At 35.7% G+C, this 22,472-nt stretch carries 19 protein-coding genes and 1 pseudogene; 12 read left to right on the forward strand and 8 right to left on the reverse strand.

All coding sequences use genetic code 11. The features are described from left to right. From E7Z81_RS00930 to E7Z81_RS00955, 6 genes and pseudogenes are all read left to right on the forward strand, one after another. A pseudogene (locus tag E7Z81_RS00930) lies at positions 1-1,187 on the forward strand (hypothetical protein); the annotation flags it as partial. A 230-nt stretch (positions 1,188-1,417) separates the two neighbouring features. Then, complete coding sequence (gene metK / locus E7Z81_RS00935) at positions 1,418-2,581, forward strand: methionine adenosyltransferase (protein WP_292742999.1); 1,164 nt, start codon at positions 1,418-1,420, stop codon at positions 2,579-2,581. Positions 2,582-3,043: 462 nt separating this feature from the next. Next, positions 3,044-6,283 (forward strand): isoleucine--tRNA ligase, encoded by a 3,240-nt coding sequence (ileS, locus tag E7Z81_RS00940; RefSeq protein WP_292743001.1) that lies wholly within the window; start codon positions 3,044-3,046, stop codon positions 6,281-6,283. A 10-nt stretch (positions 6,284-6,293) separates the two neighbouring features. Next, entirely contained in the window at positions 6,294-8,435 is a 2,142-nt protein-coding gene (gene purL, locus E7Z81_RS00945; protein ID WP_292743003.1) for a phosphoribosylformylglycinamidine synthase subunit PurL, read from the forward strand. A 22-nt stretch (positions 8,436-8,457) separates the two neighbouring features. After that, a complete protein-coding gene (glp, locus tag E7Z81_RS00950; protein WP_292743005.1) occupies positions 8,458-9,675 on the forward strand; it encodes a gephyrin-like molybdotransferase Glp in 1,218 nt (405 codons plus the stop codon). A gap of 16 nt (positions 9,676-9,691) precedes the next feature. Next, complete coding sequence (locus E7Z81_RS00955; RefSeq protein WP_292743007.1) at positions 9,692-10,822, forward strand: site-2 protease family protein; 1,131 nt, start codon at positions 9,692-9,694, stop codon at positions 10,820-10,822. 63 nt (positions 10,823-10,885) lie between these two features. On the opposite strand, the gene E7Z81_RS00960 is transcribed toward E7Z81_RS00955, so the two are convergent. Further along, a complete protein-coding gene (locus tag E7Z81_RS00960; RefSeq protein WP_292743010.1) occupies positions 10,886-11,299 on the reverse strand; it encodes a ferritin family protein in 414 nt (137 codons plus the stop codon). Positions 11,300-11,309: 10 nt separating this feature from the next. Next, positions 11,310-12,536 carry an FprA family A-type flavoprotein gene (locus E7Z81_RS00965; protein ID WP_292743012.1) on the reverse strand — a complete coding sequence of 409 codons (1,227 nt, stop codon included), beginning with the start codon at positions 12,534-12,536 and terminating at the stop codon, positions 11,310-11,312. Between the two features lie 208 nt (positions 12,537-12,744). Here E7Z81_RS00965 and dmpI point away from each other — a divergent pair, with 208 nt between their 5' ends. Beyond that, positions 12,745-12,930 (forward strand): 4-oxalocrotonate tautomerase DmpI, encoded by a 186-nt coding sequence (dmpI, locus tag E7Z81_RS00970; protein WP_058738979.1) that lies wholly within the window; start codon positions 12,745-12,747, stop codon positions 12,928-12,930. A 25-nt stretch (positions 12,931-12,955) separates the two neighbouring features. Here dmpI and E7Z81_RS00975 read toward each other — a convergent pair whose 3' ends face one another. Then, a complete protein-coding gene (locus E7Z81_RS00975; protein WP_116592878.1) occupies positions 12,956-13,414 on the reverse strand; it encodes a helix-turn-helix domain-containing protein in 459 nt (152 codons plus the stop codon). 71 nt (positions 13,415-13,485) lie between these two features. Between E7Z81_RS00975 and E7Z81_RS00980 the strand changes: the two genes are divergently transcribed. From E7Z81_RS00980 to E7Z81_RS00990, 3 genes are all read left to right on the forward strand, one after another. Beyond that, positions 13,486-14,691, forward strand: a complete 1,206-nt coding sequence (locus E7Z81_RS00980; RefSeq protein WP_292743017.1) for an MFS transporter — start codon at positions 13,486-13,488, stop codon at positions 14,689-14,691. 294 nt (positions 14,692-14,985) lie between these two features. Then, complete coding sequence (locus E7Z81_RS00985; RefSeq protein WP_292743019.1) at positions 14,986-15,297, forward strand: hypothetical protein; 312 nt, start codon at positions 14,986-14,988, stop codon at positions 15,295-15,297. Further along, positions 15,294-15,659, forward strand: coding sequence for a DUF2283 domain-containing protein (locus E7Z81_RS00990; protein ID WP_287412021.1), 366 nt, complete (start codon positions 15,294-15,296; stop codon positions 15,657-15,659). Before E7Z81_RS00985 ends, E7Z81_RS00990 begins: the two co-directional genes overlap by 4 nt. A 125-nt stretch (positions 15,660-15,784) precedes the next feature. On the opposite strand, the gene E7Z81_RS00995 is transcribed toward E7Z81_RS00990, so the two are convergent. The 3 genes from E7Z81_RS00995 to E7Z81_RS01005 all read right to left on the reverse strand — a co-directional run bounded on the left by E7Z81_RS00995 (position 15,785) and on the right by E7Z81_RS01005 (position 17,692). After that, positions 15,785-16,975, reverse strand: coding sequence for an ATP-binding protein (locus E7Z81_RS00995; RefSeq protein WP_292743024.1), 1,191 nt, complete (start codon positions 16,973-16,975; stop codon positions 15,785-15,787). Between the two features lie 104 nt (positions 16,976-17,079). Then, positions 17,080-17,439 (reverse strand): hypothetical protein, encoded by a 360-nt coding sequence (locus tag E7Z81_RS01000; RefSeq protein ID WP_292743026.1) that lies wholly within the window; start codon positions 17,437-17,439, stop codon positions 17,080-17,082. Continuing rightward, positions 17,432-17,692, reverse strand: coding sequence for a hypothetical protein (locus E7Z81_RS01005; protein WP_292743028.1), 261 nt, complete (start codon positions 17,690-17,692; stop codon positions 17,432-17,434). Before E7Z81_RS01005 ends, E7Z81_RS01000 begins: the two co-directional genes overlap by 8 nt. 357 nt (positions 17,693-18,049) lie before the next feature. On the opposite strand from E7Z81_RS01005, the gene E7Z81_RS01010 reads away from it, so the two are divergent. Both E7Z81_RS01010 and E7Z81_RS01015 read left to right on the forward strand, forming a co-directional pair. Then, complete coding sequence (locus E7Z81_RS01010; RefSeq protein WP_292743029.1) at positions 18,050-19,051, forward strand: hypothetical protein; 1,002 nt, start codon at positions 18,050-18,052, stop codon at positions 19,049-19,051. A 279-nt stretch (positions 19,052-19,330) separates the two neighbouring features. Next, complete coding sequence (locus E7Z81_RS01015) at positions 19,331-20,605, forward strand: DUF4143 domain-containing protein (protein ID WP_292743031.1); 1,275 nt, start codon at positions 19,331-19,333, stop codon at positions 20,603-20,605. A gap of 125 nt (positions 20,606-20,730) precedes the next feature. Here the strand turns inward: E7Z81_RS01015 and E7Z81_RS01020 are convergent, their stop codons facing one another. Beyond that, a complete protein-coding gene (locus E7Z81_RS01020; protein ID WP_292743033.1) occupies positions 20,731-21,474 on the reverse strand; it encodes a M48 family metallopeptidase in 744 nt (247 codons plus the stop codon). A 31-nt stretch (positions 21,475-21,505) separates the two neighbouring features. After that, positions 21,506-22,129 carry a HEAT repeat domain-containing protein gene (locus tag E7Z81_RS01025; RefSeq protein ID WP_292743035.1) on the reverse strand — a complete coding sequence of 208 codons (624 nt, stop codon included), beginning with the start codon at positions 22,127-22,129 and terminating at the stop codon, positions 21,506-21,508. Positions 22,130-22,472: the final 343 nt, after the last annotated feature.

A 22,472-nucleotide genomic window follows, 5' to 3' on the forward strand; every position in this document is an offset into this window, starting at 1 on the left:
GTGAGTTAGCTAATGCTACTGATAGGATTGCTGATTTGACTGAACAGTTAGATGATGCTAATGCTAGGGTTGGTAATTTGACTGGTGAGTTAGCTAATGCTACTGATAGGATTGCTGATTTGACTGAACAGTTAGATGATGCTAATGCTAGGGTTGGTAATCTAACTGAGCAGTTGGCTGATGCTAATAAGACTATTGAGGATTTAACACGTCAATTAGAAGAAGCTTTAGCTAATAAGACTAAAACTGTTGTTGTTGATGGTGTTGAGTATCCTATTGACTATGTGAATGGTACTGCTGTTGTTAATACCAATAAGACTGAAATGTTAAGCGCTGAATTTGATAAAATTACTGTTTCCGGTTCCAACATTGATGCTGTTTTAGTTGATAGTGAAGGAAAACCTGTTGCAGGTGCTACAATTGCATATAAGGTAAACGGTGTTGAATCAAATATCACTACTGATGATGACGGTAGGTTTATGTTGAAAATCGCTCCTAATTCCATTGTGGAAATATCTTATGCAGGAAGCGAGACTGTTGCACCGGTTAATGTCTCTATTAACTTACAGGGTCTTGCTCCTGTAAGACAAGCTACTTTATTTAACAGTAATGACTTCTCACAATATGCTTGTGATTTCTACGAAGGAGAACGTGGTGGAAACTTCACATTCCAACTCGTTGATGAGATGGGTAATCCTCTTGCAAACAAAACCATCTACATCGGTTACAATGGTGTAACATTAAACAGAACAACTGATGAAAACGGTTTTGCAAATGTTCAGATTAACCTCAAAAACGCAGGTCTATACACCTTTGTAATAGTATTCCTGGGCGATGAAGACTACAACGCAACCATGGCTGTACACAAGGTTAACATTGAAAAGAAAACAACTTCAATATCTGCAAGCGCAAAAACATATAAGGCTACTGCAAAAACCAAAAAATACACAGTAACCTTAAAAACCATCAAAGGATCATCCATCGATGGAAAAACATACCTTGCAAAAGGCAAAAAAGTTACCCTACAAATCAATGGTAAAACCTACACAGCAAAAACCAACGCTAAAGGTCAAGCAACATTCAGCCTAAAAATAACTAAAAAAGGCAAATTCGCTGCTAAAGTTTCATTTGCCGGTGACAATACATACAAGGAAGCAAACAAATCAGTAAAATTAACAATCAAATAGAAGGGAATCAAATTCCTTTCTAACTTTTTTCTTTTTTTCACATTTGACCAAATTTATATAACTACTTTTTTTCGGTGTTCATTTCAAGGAAAAAATCTTTGGATTGAAAAATAACAATGCAATATTTAACAATTTATATATAATAATTAAGACATAAACAATATAGACTAGTAATAATATGTAAAATCTAATTATTATAATGAGAATTTACACATGATATTGGTGATAATATGAATGAAATAGGTAGGACATTTACATCAGAGTCTGTAACTCAAGGGCACCCTGATAAGGTTGCGGATATAATTTCTGATGCAATATTGGATGCATATATGGCACAGGATAAAGATTCACATGTCGCTTGTGAAACTTGTGTAACAACCAATTTTTGTATGGTATTTGGTGAAATAACATCTAAAGCTCACATTTCAGATGAAGAAATCGAAAAGATCATAAGGGATACAATTATTGAAATAGGTTATGATAAGCCTGAACTGAAATTCGATGGTCACAGCTGTGAAGTTGTAAACAGGCTCCATGAACAGTCTGCAGATATCAATCAGGGTGTTGACCGTGGAGATGAGGAAACCGGTGCAGGAGACCAGGGTATGATGTTTGGTTTTGCAACCAATGAAACTGAATCATTAATGCCTTATCCGATTGACCTTGCACGTAAGTTAACCAATAAATTGACCGAGCTCAGGGAATCCGGTGAAATTCCATATTTAAGACCTGACGGTAAGGCACAGGTATCAGTCAATTATGACAAGGACGGAAATGTTGTTTCACTTGACGCAGTTGTACTGTCAACCCAGCATGACGAGTCAATGTCTGACAATCAGGAACAGCTTAAAGCGGACATTCGTGAAAAGCTCTTCAAGGCAGTCATTCCTGATGAACTCATGACTGAAGACACAAAAGAACACATCAACCCAACCGGCAAATTCGAAATAGGCGGCCCTCACGGAGATGCAGGTCTTACCGGACGTAAAATCATCGTCGATACCTATGGTGGATATGCAAGACATGGTGGTGGAGCGTTTTCAGGAAAAGACTGTACTAAAGTGGACAGAAGTGCATGCTACATGGCAAGATACATTGCCAAAAACATCGTTGCAAGCGGACTTGCTGAAAAATGTGAAATCCAATTGTCATATGCTATTGGAGTTGCAGAACCGACTTCAGTAATGGTAGACACTTTCGGAACCGGTGTTGAAGGCGTAGATTTCGAAAAGATTGTACGTGAAAACTTCAGATTGACTCCTGACGGAATCATCGAAACATTAGGTTTAAGGGACACTACCTACAAGCAAACCGCAAAATACGGTCACTTCGGTATTGAAGGTCTTCCATGGGAGAAAACCGACAAGGCTGAAGATTTGAAAAAATACATTTAAACAGGCAAAATTTTCCTCTTTTGAGGAATTTTCCATCTCTTTTTTTTAACATTAACGGCAGACATTTTAACATTTGGCTTTATTTTTCTTCTTTGATATATATCCCCATTTTCAGCATGCTTTCAAAATCACTTTCCCGAATGTTAATGTAATTCACGATTAAAATAATCATAGGTTTTATGTAAAACTATGGAAATAATCAATGAGTATTTCTTTTAAATCATACTTTGAACTTTTGCAGTTTATAATCAGGATTAATGTCCGGAATCCTGAAATGGGCAGTATAGATTTTCACTATTAATTTTGATTTTAATTTGTTATCCCTTGAAAATAATTCTAAATCCTTTCTTATTTTTAAAAATTTTCCAGATTCCCACAACCTTTATTTATTATCTAAAACAAAAAGATATATATTATAAATTTTTATTTACTTAGATTATTTTAATTATTTGAGGAGTTACAATGCCAATAGAAGAGGCAGAAAAGTCATACGACCATGGAAAAATAGAAAAGAAAGTTCAGAAATTCTGGAAAGAAGAAGAAACTTTCAAAAAAGTAAACGAGCTTAGAGAAAAAGGTCCTAGATACTCATTTTTGGACGGACCACCATACTGCAGCGGAAAAATCCACTTAGGTACCGCCTGGAACAAGGTCATCAAGGACTCATACCTTAGATACAAGTCCATGAACGGATTCAGCCTAAGGCGTCAGGCAGGATGGGACATGCACGGGCTACCTATTGAAAACAAGGTGGAACACCTCATGGACATCCAATCCAAGCAGGACATTGAGGAAAACATTGGAATTGACAAATTTGTCGACAAATGCAGAGAATTTGCAATCGAAAACAAGATAGCTATGGAAAAGCAGTTCGACCAGCTTGGTGTTTGGATGGACTGGGACGACCCGTACATGACACTTGATCCAAAATACATGGAATCCTCATGGTGGACACTTAAAAGGGCAAACGAACAGGGATTACTTGTAAATGACCAGAGAGTAATCAGCTGGTGTCCTCACTGCGGAACCGCTCTGGCCGCAGCTGAAATAGAATATGAGGAAAAGGTTGACCCTTCCATATTCATCAAATTCCCGGTAACCGGCGAAGAGAATACCTATTTCCTGGTATGGACAACAACTCCATGGACACTACCTGCAAACCTTGCAATCTGTGTAAATCCTGAATTTGATTACGTTTACGTTTCAAAAGACGGTGAAACCTACATCATAGCCGAAAACCTCATGGAAGCGGTTTTAGGAAAACAAATCAAAATCCACAGAACCAAAATCCCTGCCGAATCTGAAGATGAAGAGGACAAAGTCATCGAAGAAGAAGAGGTAATGTATGACATCATTAAAACAGTAAAAGGTGAAGACCTCGTTGGAATGGCTTATGATTATATTTTAGCAGATGAAATTCCAAAACAGATGGAATTCGATTCAGAAATTGAAAAGGTTCACACAATCCTTCCTGGAGACCATGTAGAGCTCGGCGAAGGTACAGGTCTTGTACACACAGCACCAGGACACGGTCCGGACGACTTTGAAGTCGGTCAGAAATTCGGTCTTCCTATATTCTGTCCTGTTGGCGAAGACGGATGCTTCACACAGGATGCAGGTAAATACGACGGCAAGTTCACAAAAGAGGAAAACGACCAGATCATTGAAGACCTCCAGACCAAAAACCTCATGTACAGGGTAGAAACCATTGAGCACAGATACGGTGTGTGCTGGAGATGCAAAACCCCTATCATATACAGGGCAACCAAACAGTGGTTTTTAAAAGTGACTGACATCAAGGACAAAATGCTTGATGAAATCGACAAGGTTGAATGGGTACCTAAATGGGCCGGAGAAGGAAGGTTCCATGACTGGGTTGACAACGCACGTGACTGGACAATTTCCAGACAAAGATACTGGGGTATACCTATTCCTATATGGGAATGTCCTGACTGCGGAGAGCTTAAGGTAATAGGTTCTCTCGACGAGCTTAAAAAAGAATCCTTAAACGAAATCAACGTTTCAGATTCCGAACTTATCCACAGGCCGTATGTTGATGAAGTTGAAGTCAAATGTGACAAATGCGGCTCTACAATCAAAAGAATTCCTGATGTGCTGGACGTATGGATCGATTCCGGTGTAGCCGGATGGGCATCACTCTACTATCCTGAAGAAAAGGAAAAATTCGAAGACTGGTTCCCATATGACTTCATTACAGAAGGCCACGACCAGACAAGAGGATGGTTCTACTCACAACTTGGTACAGGAGTAATTTCAATGGGTAAAAGTCCATATCAAAAAGTATTGATGCACGGTTTTGTTCTCGATGAAAACGGAAACAAGATGTCCAAATCTCTAGGTAATGTTGTATCTCCTGAAGAAGTAATTGAAAAGTACGGGGCGGATGTTTTAAGATTCTACCTGTTATGGGCTTCAAAACCATGGGATGACCTCAAATTCGTTTGGGATGAACTTCTAAACGTCAACAAAATGATTAACATTTTATGGAACGTATATGTGTTCTCAACAACTTACATGTCTCTGGACAACTTCAATCCTAATGAAATCACACAGGATGACATAATTTTAAGGGCTGAAGACAAATGGATTGTATCCAGAGCAAATTCACTGATTAAAGGCGTTGCAGAAGACCTTGACAATCTCTTCTTCCACAAGGCAACAAGAAAAATATATGACTTCATACTTGATGATTTGAGCCGCTGGTATGTAAGGCTCATCCGTGGAAGGACCTGGGTTGAAAGCGATGACCCTGACAAGTTAGGTGCTTATTACAGCCTGTACACAGCACTTGTCAAACTTATTACAGTATTATGTCCTATAGCTCCTCATGTATCAGAGGAAATCTATGAAAACCTTGTAAAAGGAGTAAACCCTGAAGCTCCTGAAAGCATTCACATGCTCGACTGGGAATATGACGGCGAACAGATTGATGAAGCTCTTGAAGAAAAAATGGATGTTGTCCGTCAGGTAATCGACGCATCAATAAGGGCACGTGATATGGCACAGTACAAACTCAGATGGCCGGTATCAGACATTACCGTAGTGTCAGAAGATGAAGATGTTCTCAAAGCCATCGACGAGTTGAATGACATCATCAAAGATCAGTCAAATACCAAAGAAGTCATAAGCGCAAGCGTATTTGAAAAATTATCATACAATGCAAAACCTAACCTCAAGATATTGGGTCCAAAACTCAAAGGAGACATGGGCAAGGTAGTTAAAGGTTTAAAAACAGCTGACGGAAATGAAATCAAAGCTGAACTGGAAGCAAACGGAACAGTAACAATCGAAGGAATTGAACTGAACTCAGAAGAAGTACTGTTCGATTCAGAACTTCCGGATGACTTCGTATCCTCCGAATTCGACGGCGGAAACGTATTTGTAAATACTAATGTTACTCTGGAAATCAGACAGGAAGCTATGGCCCGTGAACTGATAAGAAGAATTCAGGACATGAGAAAAGACCTTGATTTGGATGTGGAAGCAAACATCAATGTCGACGTTGAAACTTCAGCACAGTTCAAGGACCTTATCGTACCTCAATCAGAAATCATATCTCATGAGGTCAGAGCAAAAAGCCTGATTATAACCGATACAGAAGAATGCAGTAAAGATTCTAAAGATTATACTAAAGAATGGGATATTGAAGGTGAAAAAGTAATTATTTCAATTAAAAATTAGGGTGTTTAACATGACTTTAGCTGATTCTGAAATTGAATATATCGAAGGAATCCTCGGCAGGAAAATGAATGAACTTGAAGAAGGAATGCTTGACGTAATGTTTTCAGAACATTGTTCCTACAAAAGCAGCAGGCCATTTTTAAGGGCATTTCCAACCGAAGGGGAAAACATTATTTTAGGTCCCGGTGACGATGCGGGACTGGTATCAGTAACCGACAAATATGCACTTGCTGTAGGAATGGAATCCCACAACCACCCGTCAGCAATCGAACCTTATGGTGGAGCGGGAACCGGTATCGGTGGAATATTGAGGGATATCATTTCCATGGGCGCAATGCCGATAGCTCTTCTCGATTCACTTAGATTCGGACCTCTTGAAGAGGATGAAAAATCAAGATACCTGTTTGAACATGTAGTAAAGGGAATTTCCGATTACGGAAATCGTGTTGGAGTTCCGACCGTTGCAGGTGAAATAGAATTTGACGAATCCTTCAGAACAAATCCGTTAGTAAACGTAATGTGTGTCGGACTTGTCGAAAAGGATAAAATCGTACGTGCACAGGCTCCAAACATAGGCGACGTATTCCTTCTAATGGGAGGAACCACTGGAAGAGACGGAATTCACGGGGTAACATTCGCATCAGAGGAACTCACATCCGATTCAGAAACCGAAGACAGGCCTGCAGTACAGGTTGCAGATCCGTTCACCAAAAAAAGAGTGCTTGAAGCATCACTGGAAATACTTGAAAAAATCAATGTCAGCGGTGTTAAAGACCTTGGTGGAGGAGGCCTTACATGCTGCATTTCAGAGCTTGTGGATTCCTCTAAAAACGGAGCATTAGTGGACTTAAGGGCAATCCCTCTAAGGGAAACCGGAATGACTCCATATGAAATCATGCTTTCAGAGTCCCAGGAAAGGATGGTATTCGTCATAAACCCTGACGATGTCGAACTCGCTCAGCAAATCTGCGACAAGCATGAAATCACATCATCAGTAATCGGTGAGGTAATCGAAGGAAACAACATGATAATCTCTGATGATGGGGATGAAATCGCAAACCTTCCAACCATATTGCTTGCGGACCCTCCTTCAATCGACAGGCCTATTAAGGAAATACCTGAAGACACAGAAAAAATTGAACTGAAAGAGCCTGGCGTTTACCAGTCACTGCCTAAACTCCTATCAAGCCCTAACATAGCTTCCAAAGAATGGGTATACAAACAGTACGACCACGAGGTTCAGGTAAGGACAGTCGTAAAGCCTGGTGATGATGCAGCTGTTTTAAGAATAGATGATGAAACCGCAATTGCGCTTACAACCGATTCAAACACAATCCACACAAAACTCTCTCCATTTGACGGAGCTGCAGGATGTGTTGCAGAAGCTATCAGAAACGTTATTTCAATGGGTGCAACCCCTTACGCTGTGGTTGACTGTCTTAACTTCGGAAACCCTGAAACTCCTGAAATATTATGGCAATTCAAAACAGCAATTGAAGGAATGGCACTTGTTGCTGAAAACTTCAACGCACCTGTCATCAGCGGTAACGTAAGTTTCTACAATGAAACTGAAGGAATCAAAATCAATCCGACACCTGCTGTAGGTGTAATCGGTGTGGAAAACATCAAAAACATAAGAACCATGGACTTCAAGAACGAAGGTGACAAGATTATCCTGATAGGTAAGACCTATGATGAGCTCACAGGTTCTGAATACCACAGATGCATACACAACCTTGAAAAGGGAACAGCACCAAGAATAAGGATTGATGAAGAGGTGGCAAACGGTCAGACAGTCCTCAAGCTAATCGATGAGGATGAAGACAAAAACATCACTGCAGTCCACGACGTGTCTGCAGGAGGTCTTGCAGTTGCACTTTCCGAAATGGTCATCAAATCAGGTCTCGGATGTGAAGTGGAACTTGTCGACGATGAACTTGACAAAATCCAGCTTTTATACTCTGAAAGCCATGCAAGATATCTGTTAACCGTAAAGGCAGATGCCGTCGATGACATCTTATCAAAAATAGATGTTGAAGCAAAAGTCATTGGTGAGGTAAAAGGCACATCATTGAATGTAAACAATCATGAATTCAGTTTTGAAGATTTAAATAATGCTTATCATGGCGTTATTGAAAAGTATATGGCATAAATACTTTGGGGAGTTTTAAAACATGTTCTTATCAAAATTGGATTCAGTTACAAATGCTACAAAGCTAATTGCAGATCATCAGAAATTCACTGACACCGAAGAGATATCCATTTATGATGCCCATAAAAGAGTATTGGCTGAAGACATAATGGCATTTCATGATTCACCGCCTTTTGATAAATCAGCAATGGACGGATTTGCACTGATTGCTGAAGATACATTCGGAGCAGGTCAGTCCGCACCTAAGGAATTTAAAATAATCGATGCAATCGGAGCCGGAGACTTCTCCCAAAAAACAGTCAAAAACGGTGAAGCCATTGTCATAGCCACAGGCGCACCAATTCCTGAAGGCGCTAATGCTGTGCTTATGAAGGAATACACTACTGAAGACGGGGACGATTTGACAATATACTCCCAGGTTACTCCTGGTGAAAACATTTCTCCGAAATCCGAAGACATCAAAAAGGGCCAGAAGATTTTGGATAAAAATACATTCATCAGATATCAGGAACTGGGACTTATAGCTTCAGCCGGATATGACAGGGTTAAGGTCTATAAGAAACCTAATGTCAAGGTTATCATAACCGGAAATGAGCTTGTGGAACCTACCAAGGAAGAGATAGACAAGGCTAAAATCATCAATTCAAATCAGTTCACAATCAAGGCGATGATTGAGGATTCAGGTGCAACATGCGATATTGGACATGCCGGAGATTCCTTTGAAGAGGTAAAACAGGCAATCCTTGATGCGTCAAAGGAATATGATGTAATCATGACCACCGGAGGAACAGCCATCAGTAAAGGTGACGTTGTACTGGACGTTATCAATGAAATTGGAGAAATATTGTTCCACGGAGTAGCCATGAGGCCGGGCAAGCCTGCAGGTGCCGGAGTTGTAAACGATAAAATGATATTTACATTCTCAGGTCAGCCTGTTGCTGCAATGTCTCAGTTTGATGTTTTTGCAAGAAAATACCTGTTTGAAATGCAGGGACGTGAATTCAACTTTAATGTTGTTTCAAGGGTATCACAGCTTAAGATACCTTCCCAGTTGGGTAGAACAGATTTCATACGTGCTTACAGTGATAATGAACATGCAAAGCATGTGCTCAATAGAGGTTCTGGTATAATTCGTTCAATGGTTGAGGCGAACAGCTATATCATCATAGACGAAAATGATGAAGGATATCAGAAGGATGATATAGTTGACGTAGTCTTTTTCGATTCACTACTTTGGTAGTTGAAGGTGTATTTTAATGAATGGGATTTATTATTATTTGATAGCTTTTGCTGTCATCTGGATATTGGCAGGAATATTTCATGAAAGGTTGTCCAATCACGGATTTGAAATAAACTTTCCCGTGATAATGTGGAAAACCCAAAGGTTAAGGGGTCTGATATCCAGAATCAATAACCTTTCACCAAGATTCTGGCGATGGTTCATGAATCTTGGAATTGTTGTAGCCTTCGGGGCTATGATATTTATTACATGGACGCTGGTCTCATCACTGCCGTCAGTATTCGAGACACCTGCTGTTTCCATTGTCATTCCAGGTGTGGAAATGCCCGGATCATCTATTTATATCCCGTTCGTTTACGGACTGATAGGTCTGGCTACAGTCTTAATAGTTCATGAATTTTCCCATGGGGTGCAGGCTGTAGGAGAGAAAATATCCATAAAATCTATAGGTTTACTGCTGTTTGCAATTATTCCGGGTGCATTTGTAGAGCCTGATGAGGATGAACTCAAGGAAGCTAAAAGAACTTCAAGATTAAGGGTTTATGCGGCAGGTTCTGTTGCCAATATTTCCTTAGCCCTTATAGCACTGCTTCTCGTATCATTATTTTCAGCAGGAATTCCGGCATTCTTTGCAGAAGACGGAATAGCCGTTGACAGAGTCGTTACAGATTCACCTTCCGACGGTATTCTAAAAGAGGGAATGATTTTGAAATCTGTCGATAATCATCAGATAACTAATTCTACAGATTATATTGATATTGTAAGTTCATATAAGCCCGGTGATAATGTAACCGTTCAAACAGACCAGGGCAGCTATACTTTAACCTTGGATAAAAATCCAAATAATGATTCAAGAGGATTTTTCGGAATTCAGGCAGTTAAACATTTTGAGATGATTAATGACAGTTTGGGTCCTCTTCCATGGATTTTGTTCGAGCTTGTTGAAATGTTCCAGTGGATAGCAATGCTTAACCTGGGAATCGGACTGTTCAATCTGCTTCCGATTAAACCATTGGACGGCGGATATATGCTCGAAATACTTTTAAGTTATAAATTGTCTGAAGAGCATTATAAACCAATTGTCAATGCGTTGTCTGTTGTAATGGCAATGATAATAGTATTCAGCCTTGTTGCTGGATTCATTTAACTTATTTTTATAAAAAAAAGAAATGGTGAAAGAATAATTAAATTCTTTCGGTTTAATATATATTTAGAAGTATCTTTCAAGGATTCCTTCTAGGATTTTGTAGTGACGACCTTCGTCTTTGGAACTTTCACGGAAGAAATCAGCTGCAGTTTCGATACCTGCTTCCTGAGCTTTTTCGGAAGCTTCTCTTTTTTCTGCATTAGCCATTTTTTCTCCACCCATCATCCATTCGATGTTTTCTTTGAGGGTTGGTTTGATGATTCCGTTCATTTCACAGAATCTTGCAGCGTGTTCAGCTTCTTCCCAAGCTAATCTTTTGAATACTTCAGCTAATTCCCCATAACCTTCACGGGAAGCTTGTCTGGACATGGCTAAGTAGATACCTACTTCGTTGGTTTCTCCTTCAAAGTTTCCTGCAACGAATTTTTCTACAGGGGTTCCTTTTGTAATTCCGATTTCATGTTCGTATTTAACCATATTATCACCATTATAATTCTTTACATGCCTGAGCTAATTTTTTACCTAACTCGTAGCTTGCTTCATCTTCATCAGCGGTTGGTACAAAGTAGATTTCCTGAGTGTCAACAATATCGAATCCGCAGTTTCCTAATTCTTCAGCGAGTTTTGCAGGAGCTCCTCCTCTTCCGCCCATGGAACCGAAGGTAACTGCTTTTCTTTCAATACCTGTTCTGTTGAAGAGTAATCCTTTAAGGTAGTACATGATGTCCCCGATACTTGGGTATGGCACATCGTTGATTGTAGGGTCTCCAACAGCAATTCCTTTACTGGTTAGGATACTTTTGACGATTTCGGATCTTTCATCTTCGTGCAAGAAGAAGATTTCCACATCATATCCTTCAGACATTGCACCTTCAGCAATTTCATGAGCCATTTGCTGGGTTGAGTAGTGCATGGTGTCATAGATGATTGTGATTTTGTCTTCACATACACCGGTAGCCCAGTTCTGGTAAGCTCCGATAATTTGCATTGGGTCGGTCCAGATTTGACCGTGGGATGGTGCAATCATTTTGATTTGATCAAGTAAACCTAATTCGACTACTTCATTTAGTTTTTTGAGAACTAATTTGGAAAGTGGTGTAATTAAGTTTGCGTAGAATTTCTGAGCTGCATCCATTAACACGTTTTCAGGGATTTCATCTGAGAATCTTTTGGTGAAACATAAGTGCTGACCGAATGCGTCGTTAGGGAATAAGATACCGGTTTCATCAGCAAGCAATGTAAACATGCTGTCAGGCCAGTGTAGGAGGAATGCATCTAAGAATGCTAAGGTTCTTCCGCCAACATCTAATGAATCTCCGGTTCCTACAGTGATGAATTCTGCTCCTTCAAGTGCAGGGTAGTGTTTTAATAAACCTTTCACTGCGATTTCGGTACAGTAAATTGGTGCTTCAGGGAATCTTTTGTGTAAGTCCACTAAAACACCAGAGTGATCTTTTTCAACGTGGTTTTGAATAATGTAGTCAACTTTAACTTCTTTTCCTTCTTGAGCGAAAGCATCGTCGATACGTGCCATCATTTCTTTGGTTTTACCAGGATAAGCGTTATCAATAAGTGCTACTTTGTCTTCTCCAAATACTAAATATGCGTTGTAGGTTGTTCCGTCTAAGGTGTAACCGTGGTATGTTCTTAAGTCCCAATCGAGTACACCGATCCAGTATACTCCATCAGCTATTTTTTGAGCATTAGCTTTCATTTTAATCTACCATTTAAAAGTTTTATTCATTTGATTAAATCATATGAATTGTTATTATTTTCTTATTTATTATTATATATAATTTTGTTTTATACGAATAGTTCGTTATTATAGTGGCTTTTTCAAGAGGGTATAGTTATTAATTAAGTGGCTTTCATGCCACATTAACTTTTTATTTAGAAAAATTTAATTTTCAATTGGTGATAATATGCCAGTTATAAGTTTTGATATAGGAGAATTAACAAAAGAGCAAAAAGAAATTTTAGCAAAAGAATTCAGCGAATCTGCTTCAAGAGTCACAGGCCTTCCGATAGAAATGATATATGTGCTGTTCAACGAAAGGAAATTTGACAATGTTGGAGTCGGTGGTGTTCTTTTAAGTAATCAGGAATAGATGGATTTTTAAAAATTCATTCTTTTCATTTTAAATCCAATATTTCCTTATACATTTCTTTCAATTCTTTTTTTTCATATTCCGAATAATGTTCGTTGTCGACATCCGTTTCAAGAGCAAACAGTAACAGTTCATAGAATACCTTATTCAGTGACCTTCCCTTTTTGGTTAGGAAATATTGGGTATTTTTTGGATCATTGCCCTCATTTGTCTTGTAAATAAGACCATTATCCTGCATTGTCTTAAGGCATCTTGACAGTGCCTTGTTGTCCAGTGAGGGTCTGTTGACTTTAAATTCATTGAAATGGCTTTTTCCTAAAAATAGGTCTCTTAAAACATGCAGTGTCCATTTGTTGCTCATGAATTTGAGAGTGTCTTCCAGTGGGTTTCGTTCATACTTTTTTTCGTAATATGCAAGTTTTTTTGGATTTAAAGTCATGTTTATTGTTATATATGTTTTAATATTAAGTTTTTTAGATGTCATTGATGCCACTTTATCTTTAAATACCCTATTTTTTAAATATTTGATTAGAAAATTTTAATTGGTGCGATAATATGAATGATAATGAGATAGTCATGACTAAATTCCTGGCGATACTGTTTGCGATATGTTCAGGTCTTGCAATAGGTAATCTGTACTGGGCCCAGCCGTTGCTTGTCCAGATAATGGATGGTTTCGGTCTTCCCGCAGCAAATGGGGGACTTCTGGTTACTGCAACCCAAATAGGCTATGCGATGGGAATTCTCTTTATTTTGCCTTTGGGCGATTTTGTTCGAAGAAAACGTATGATAGCTATTGTAATGGTTCTGTCCGTATTGGCTTTGGTCTCCTGTGCCATATCTCCTTCATTTATCATATTGTCACTGTCACTCTTCAGTATGGGGATTGTAACAATTTCCGGTCAAATCATATTGCCTCTTGCAGGGGATTTGAGCCGTGAGGATGAACGTGGCCACATCGTTGGAATTGTATCATCCGGAATAACAACCGGTATCCTCTTTTCAAGGTTTGCAAGTGGCATCATTGCAGGATTTTGGGGATGGAGATCAGTTTATGTAATAGCGGCCGCCTTGAATCTGGTCATGGTTTTGGTAATGATTTATGTATTGCCGGAAATTCCTGCAAAAAACAAATTTAAATCATATGGGAAACTTTTGGCAAGTGTTTTCACCACCTTTAAAAATCATAGGTCCTTGCCGAACATATTACTGCACTCAGGACTTATATTCGGTTTGATTTTCAACATATTCTGGACTTCCTTAACATTTCTTCTGTCCGCAGATCCATTTAACTATAACACGTTCCAAATTGGGCTTGTAAGTCTGGCAGGTCTTGCAGCGGCAGTATTTGGTGTGGGAATCGGAAAATTGCAGGACAAAGGCTTGAGCATACCTGCGCTCGGAGCGTTCATTGTGGTTTGCCTTGTTAGTATGGTGTGCGGCTTTGCATTCAGTGATTCAATAGTTGCCATTGTGATTGTTGCAGCGGTACTTTCAGTTGCAGTTCAGGGAGTAAGCGTCTTGACCCAGACAAGATTGTTTAACTTATCTCAGGGTGAGCGCAGCAGACTGAATACGGTTTTTGTTGTGAATAACTTTATATTTGGGGCTGTCGGAAGTGCTCTTGCATCTCTTTTATGGTCATTGGGGGGATGGTCATATGTAATGATGGCAGCTAGTGCGGTTTCTGTTGTGGCATTGATTGTCTGGTTGTTTTCAAGAAGTAAATTTAAATATGCTGATGAATCATTGGATAATTAGTTATTTTTGCTTCCAATATCTAATTTTTTAAATTTTTCTTTCTATTAATTATATATTTGAGTTTTAGTGGGCAAATCGATAAGTATTCGAACTATATCATACGTTTTATATGAATTATTCGTATTTTTATAGATTTTGTCTTTGGGAAATTTCTTTTATAAAAATTGCTCTACTTTTGTAAAATTGCTTTAACTTTATAATATTGTATTCATTTAAAACAAAAACCTTATAAAATTTGTAATTTAACATAATATTAAATTAAATTTTTTAAAATATAAAATAAAGGTTTTAAAAATGAGAGATTATTCTATTGAAGAGGCAATTGAAATAATTAATTCATGTGATCAATCGTTCATGCCTGATACTAAACATTTTGATGTTAGGAATATTCAACGGATTGGAGATTTTGGCTTAATCTTTGAAACATTCTTACACAATCCATTAATGGGGATTATCAAGCAAGATTACAATAAATTTAGATTATATTTTGAACACAATCAGAGACCTACAAAAGATATATCATTAGTGATAGGTATAAATGATAATAAAGATGTGAAGTTTGTAACTGTTATGGAAACTTATAGAAATCAAAGGGTGAGAAAATGAACAACAAAGTAGTATATGATTATGACCATCAAGGGGACTCATTATTCATATATTGTGTTGATGATTATGAATATGAAGTTTCACTTGAATTGGACAATGATGTGATTCTGGATATTGATAAAGAAGGTAAGCCTGTTGCATTTGAATTTCTAAACGCATCTAAAATATTCAATCTGGATAAAAGTCATTTTAATAATTTAACTAAAATTACTATTCAATCAATAATCACTGAAGAAGCTATAAATTTAAAAGTCAAATTAGCAGTTCCGGTCCATAATAAAACACAAACTTTTGGAATGAATAGAATCACAACTAATTTAAATGGTATTCCTGCTATTGAATCTGAACTGGTTACAGCATAACATTATTTACTCTTTAAACCACATAATTATTTAAAAATAATATGTTGAGATTTACTAAAAATTGATAATGTTGCGAACTATATCATACGTTTTATACGAACGTTCGTATTAATTTTACACATGTCTCATATGTTTCTGTAGGGATAAATTCCTTTCTCATTAAATTCTAATTCTAACCATCTTTTAAGAATCGGTTCTGAAATCTCGTATAAACCGTTATTTAGTATTATAAGGCCCTGATTTTGAAGGTTATTTAAGTAATTGCTTAATGACCCTGTTGATATTCCAAATTCATTTGCTATGTCAATTCTACGTAGGGGTTTTTCAAGCAAAATAATGATTATTGTCTGTTCTCTAAATGATAATCTTGTCCACATGTTTATTAATTGAGAACTTATGGCCTGAATTTTTTTATCGAATTGTATTTTTATGGCATTTTCATCTAATTGCTGATTGATTGGTAGAAGTGATGCAAATATATTAACATATGAGGGGGTTCCGGATGTGCATTGGTAGAATCTGTCAAAACCATCATCAGTAAATATTATGTAGGGAGCTTTTTCAGATAAATAATTCCGTACTGTTTCTTTTTCGAATGGATTTAAGTGGATTGAAATCATTCTTCCGCCGAATGCTCCATTTTGACTTGCAATTTCGGAAATTAATTTATCTTGCATGCTCATTGATCCGGAAAATACATATGCTACATTTCTTTGATTTTGAATGTAACTTCTCAATTTCCATAAGAATGAATCTCTGTAGTCGTTTAATTCTCTTATGAGTTGGAATTCGTCAATGAAAATTAAAACACCTTTGATTTTGTCCAGATTTTTTTCATATATTTTTTCGGGTAAATCCAGTACAAAATCCATAAGTTTTTCTTCGTTTGTCTCTTTTGAAAAAACAGGTATAGGTATTTTATCAATTTCTATGAATTCCTTGATGTTAAAGTCATTTGATTTAAAATATTTTTCTATTTGCTTATCTAGTGTGTTTAATCCTTTGCTTTTTGCTTCTTTAATAAATTCTTTGAAAATATGTTCCATCAAACCAATAATACTCATTTGATTTTTCTGATAACATTTGGATTTTGAAAAATCAATATAAACCACTAAATAGTCGTTGTCCATTTCTCGTTTTAATTTTTTAAGAAAAACAGTTTTTCCAACACCTCTTATGCCTGTTAATAATAAATCAGGGGCATGACCCTGGCCTGTTGATTGTAGAAGGTTTTTAATATTTATTAATTCGCTTTTTCTATTGTAAAACTCTTCATCAGTTAAATTTTGATTAGTCCCCCAAGGTAAGTCGGTCATAATGTAAGCTCCTATATGTACTACAAATTGTAGTATGTTTATTTTATAATATAAATTTTAGTATATACTATAAAATATAGTATGATTTGAAGGTATTATAAATTTTAGAATATGTTTTTTTCTTCAACTAGTTCATTGATATGCTCTAGAAATTCTCTATCCACTAATCCATCATATTCGATGTCTGTTTCAGTATCTAATATTTTTTGAGTAGAAAGAATTTCCTGAAACCTTCCCTCAACTGGTGGAATGTCAATTATTCCAATAATGTCATCAGGATGTACTGTTTTTCTTTTATTGTCTCCTTTTCTAGTATATGTATCAAAATTACCTAATTCTTTTTCTAAATATTGTTTTAACCTTTTAAAAACCTCTAAATCTTCTTCATATGCTTCATCACTTGGAATAAATGAAAACCAAGATAAAGCAACTTCAATATCTTTCTGTAACTGATTTTTAGCCATCTATAATCATCTCTATGTCATTAAAATAATCCTTTACTTTTTGCAACAATTCTTTTGTGCTTTCCAATTTGAATTTCAAGCAATCATTTTCTTTTTTTAACTCAAGTATGCTGGAATCTATTGTTTCATCTGATTTCAGCAATTCATTTTCTTCATACAATTTGTTTAATACATCACATAATTCTTTCCAAGTCAATTGTTTGCCGTTGTCCCATATGCCATTGCTTTCAATGATAAATCTTTCATTGACCATTTTCATTCCTCTATGAATTTATTTCACTTAATTAAAGAATAATTGATGATATAATATTAAATTAAAAATAATATATAGTTTTTGTTTGAAATTAAAGCAATTTTATGAAGTGAAAGCAATATTACAATATCAAACAATGATTTCAATATTTTCAATGGTTTCAAAAGATTTAATAATAACTACAAAACAAATTTTGTATCCGAGTTTACGTGCTTGAAATCGATAAGTACTGGAGTATTACGAATAGTTTGTTTAGGTTTTAATAATATAATAGCACGATGTAAAATAATCATTACAATTAAATAGCATGACAAAGATAAACTAAGAATATTATTATTTGTTAGTGGAGAGAGTATTTTGAGTGTAGAAACATTTGTGAGAAAAAACATATATTGCTTTAAGATTATTTTGGCAATTACAATGTTTCTATCATTGGTATATTTTTCACTATATCTGCAGGAATTTCTTGTTTACTCACCATTTACTCCATTTGGTATATTGATATGCCAAATTATAAGTTCTTCAATTGTTGCGCTTGTCATTGCATATTATATCGGCAAATCTAAAAATTTTCATATTGCACTTTCATGCATGCTGTTTGTTATTTTATTAGTGGGGGTTTTTTTAGCTGAAAACGTTATGGCAAGCACATTCAGTTATAATCTTGATGGTGTGGAATACTGTTTGATATTTTTTTCACTATTTATTAGCTTGTTTTTTAGCTATAATCTGTATCAGGTCATGACTAATAAATGTGATTCCAGATTGAAGGTAAATTTCTGGAGCTTTTTGGTCTTTTGTGAATTGTCTTTTTTGTCAATGTTTGTATGTGAAGTGATATTTTATGAACTTACTCTTATATCATCATTAATCGATGCATTTTTAATATTCAATGCGTTTTATCTTGCATTTAAGTTCAGTGTAGATATAACCTCTAGGGATTTAAAGATAATTGAATCAAAAAGGGTTGCTGAATTGAATAAAAAAGAAGAAGACATTGATATGCAAAAAGTAAAATTATGTTTCATGTTATCTTTTGTTTCATTGTTTGTAATCTCTTTTATTTTTTATAAATATTATAATGTTTTGCAACTGGATTCAAGGAGTTTTGCTGGAATAATTTTATTTGGATCTATAATAATCACTGCTTATTATTATAAAAAATCATTATTTTTGTCAATAATTGGAATTGGAATCGATGCGGGATTATGGGCATTATTTGCTGGATTATTTACACTGGTCGGATACTTTAATATGAATCCCAAATTTTTATTCCCAATTTGGTTTTTTGAAGGTTTGACTTTAATTCTTATGCGTTTCGTCTTGAGATACAGGAGATTATCTGGAATAGGCTTTTAATAGTTCTTATTTTAACAGTATTATTGATAAGTTAGAAATGTTAAATTATTGATTTTATTTAGTAAAATTGTTTTTAATTCGTTAAATTGTTTTTATTTCAAACAAAAACTATATTTAAGTTTCAAATTAACATATAATCCATAGTATGGAAACCTATATCTAATAGTATTTAAAATGTTTTATCAAAAAATAGTTAAATATATTATCAAAAAATAGTTAAATATATTATCAAAAAATAGTTAAATATATTATCAAAAAATAGTTAAACGGTATGATTCTATGGAGTATATGGTCCGATATTTGGATGATGAATTGGAGCAGTGGATGAATGTTATTGGTGCAGTGCTTATTGTTGGTCCCAAATGGTGTGGTAAGACAACTACTGCTGAACAATATGCAAAAAGTGTTTTAAAACTTCAGGATATTGACAGGCAAGAGGAATATCAGATGTGGTTAGATATTAAACCATCCAAATTATTGGAAGGTGAAAAACCTAGACTTATTGATGAATGGCAGATGGCACCAATATTGTGGGATGGTGTTAGAAATAGTGTTGATGAACTTCAAGGGGAAGGATTATATATATTGACAGGTTCTACAGTAGTTGATGAGTCTAAAATTATGCATTCTGGGACTGGCAGAATTCATAGGCTATTAATGAGGCCTATGAGTCTATATGAAAGTGGAGAATCAAACGGTAAGATTTCTATTGAGGAATTGTTTGATAATCCGAATATGGATATTGATGGAATTGAATCCAATTTAACAATGGATGATTTAATTTTTGCAGCATGCCGTGGAGGATGGCCAGATTCCATAAATAAACAAAGCGATAAAGATAAATTATTAATAGCTTATAATTATCTGGATAATATATCTGAAAGTGATATTTCTAATGTAGATGGTGTTAAACGTGACCCTGATAGGGTAAAAGTAATTTTAAAAGCTATTGCAAGAAATAATTCTACTTTAGCTAAGGACACTACAATAATGGCAGATATTTCAGCTAACTTTGGTGACATTAGCAAGCCCACTTATTATTCATATGTTGACTCATTGAAACGATTATTTGTCATTGAAGATTTAAGGGGCTGGGCTCCAAACATTAGATCAAAATCATCAATGAGGTCAGGCAATAAAAAAGTATTCATTGATCCATCCATTTCTGTAGCCTCTTTAGATATGAGTCCTGAAGCGTTCAATACAATTGATGGTTTAAAAACTTTCGGTTTTATTTTTGAAAACTTATGTATTCGTGATTTGAGTGTATACACTTCTAAATTGGGTGGTTCAATATCTTATTATCATGACAATTCCGATACGGAGGTTGACTGTGTTGTACATCTCAACGATGGAAGATATGCATTAATCGAATGTAAATTAGGAAAAACTAAAATAGAGGAAGGAGCTCGAAATTTACTGAAAGTGAATAAATTGATTGAAGCTAATGACCAAGTTAGAAATCCTAGTTTTTTAGCTGTTATAACCGGAGGAAAGTTTGCATATACTCGGGAGGATGGTGTAAAAGTAATTCCAATTGGATGTTTAAGGTAGTTTTAGCGCTTGAAATTGAAAATATGTGAAGAGTATCACATGTTTTCTACGAATAGTTTTAATTAGTTTTGAGTCTAGATTTTTTGAACCTCCTCCGGCTTCTTCAGGCCTGAGGGGATTAAAAGTTAATCGGATAGATTATTAATGTCTTCAATTAGCTCATCCAACAATTCATCATTCTCATTTAATTCACGTGCCTTATTTATATAATATAATGCTTCATCGTAGTTTCCCAATCCAATTGATATTCTGGAAATGGCGTATAAATATCCAAATTCGTTAGGATTCATCTCTGATGCTAACTTAAAGTAATCTAGTGCTTTTTCATAATTTCCCAGATAGCTGTTGCAATAGCCTAGATTTGCATAAAGAAACGGATGGTCATATCCTAGTTTCTGGGATTCTTCCAAGCTAACTAATGCCTCATCGTAGCGTTGTAGTGTGTTTAAAGCACTCCCTTTGATGGCTAAAATGTAAGATTTCTTTCCAAATATGAATATGGAACAGTTTGCAAATTTTAAAGCTGTTGAAAAATGATTGTGTCTTAAAAAGAATCTGGCCAGCATGTCTAATGTAGGTTCGAGGCATACCCAGAGCAAAAGCAATAAAAAACCAAAATATCCATATGCTAAAAGCCAGTCATTGTTTTTTATCCCGATGTAAGTCTCAATGAGACAAACAACCATCATTACATATGTTAGGAATTTAGAAATTTTATTTTGGGGGATATCGGCAAACTGGTAAACCAGAATGATGATTACTAGGGAAGATGTGAAAATATTCCATAAACTAAAATTATAAGTACATTGGTAAATTAAATTCGCAATCAGTAATATAGCTAGAATGAAATATTTTGCATTTTTGTCCATGATTACACTTTTAGACTTTGTGATATATATGTTATTTCAAGGCTCTTTTTGTAATTCGAATTGTGCCCTCGCTGTGGATTCGGACAATAGGGTTTTCATCATTTTCTGCAATCCATTCTAATTTTTTCAGGTAGGGTTTTACATGGTCTGGTTTTTGTTTTCCGACAACTCTAAACATTTCAGGAGCTTCTATCCAAACCTTATCGCTTGAATCTGAAATCATTTCTAAAAAAATTTCAAGATTTTCTAAAAATAGTTCGGGAGCGTTTGTTGCAATGTTTTCACAGGCCCAGATGAATGCATGTCTGACGTTTTCAGATTCATCGTCTTTCATAGTCATTAGTTGATCTAAATAAGGGATTATCAGATTTTCATCTCCTCGCCCGATTCTTCCTATTGCATTTGTTGATCTTTCCTGCAATTTGGGATTGCCGTCATCCATGTAACCGGCAATGTCTTCAACATATTTTTCTATCTCTTCAGGGTACTTCAGTCCCATCTCTCCAAGAAGCCATAATGCCTTTGCCTTTACGGCAGCGGAATAATTGTTATCTAATCTGGATGCGACATCATCAATATTGGCTTTCCATGATTCATTATTTTTTGTTATTTCTCTTAATTCTTTTAGAATCTCTTTATCATTCATATTTGACATTAAAATTTTTCTCCTCAGTAAAATTGCGAGTATATCTTTATTTTGCCTGATTTAAATGTGTTTTGAAAATTTTTTCAGGTTCTTATTTTGGATGCCTTCTATAGAACTAATTTTAACAGTTCATGTTGATTTCAGTATTTTAAATGTTGCTATGATATAATCAATAGTTAATTTTTTTATTTTAATTTGAAGGCTCGGATTTCACATTAACGGCAATGATTTTTAAAAACGATTATTATTAAAAATCGCGATATATATCAAACATTTTTAAAAGCTGTTTTGAATAGGAAAAATGTTGGTGTTATAGTAAAAAAAGTATAACTGTGGTTTGTTTTAATTTTAA

Origin of the sequence: Methanobrevibacter sp. (assembly GCF_015062935.1) — an archaeon.
Classification (GTDB): Archaea; Methanobacteriota; Methanobacteria; order Methanobacteriales; family Methanobacteriaceae; genus Methanocatella.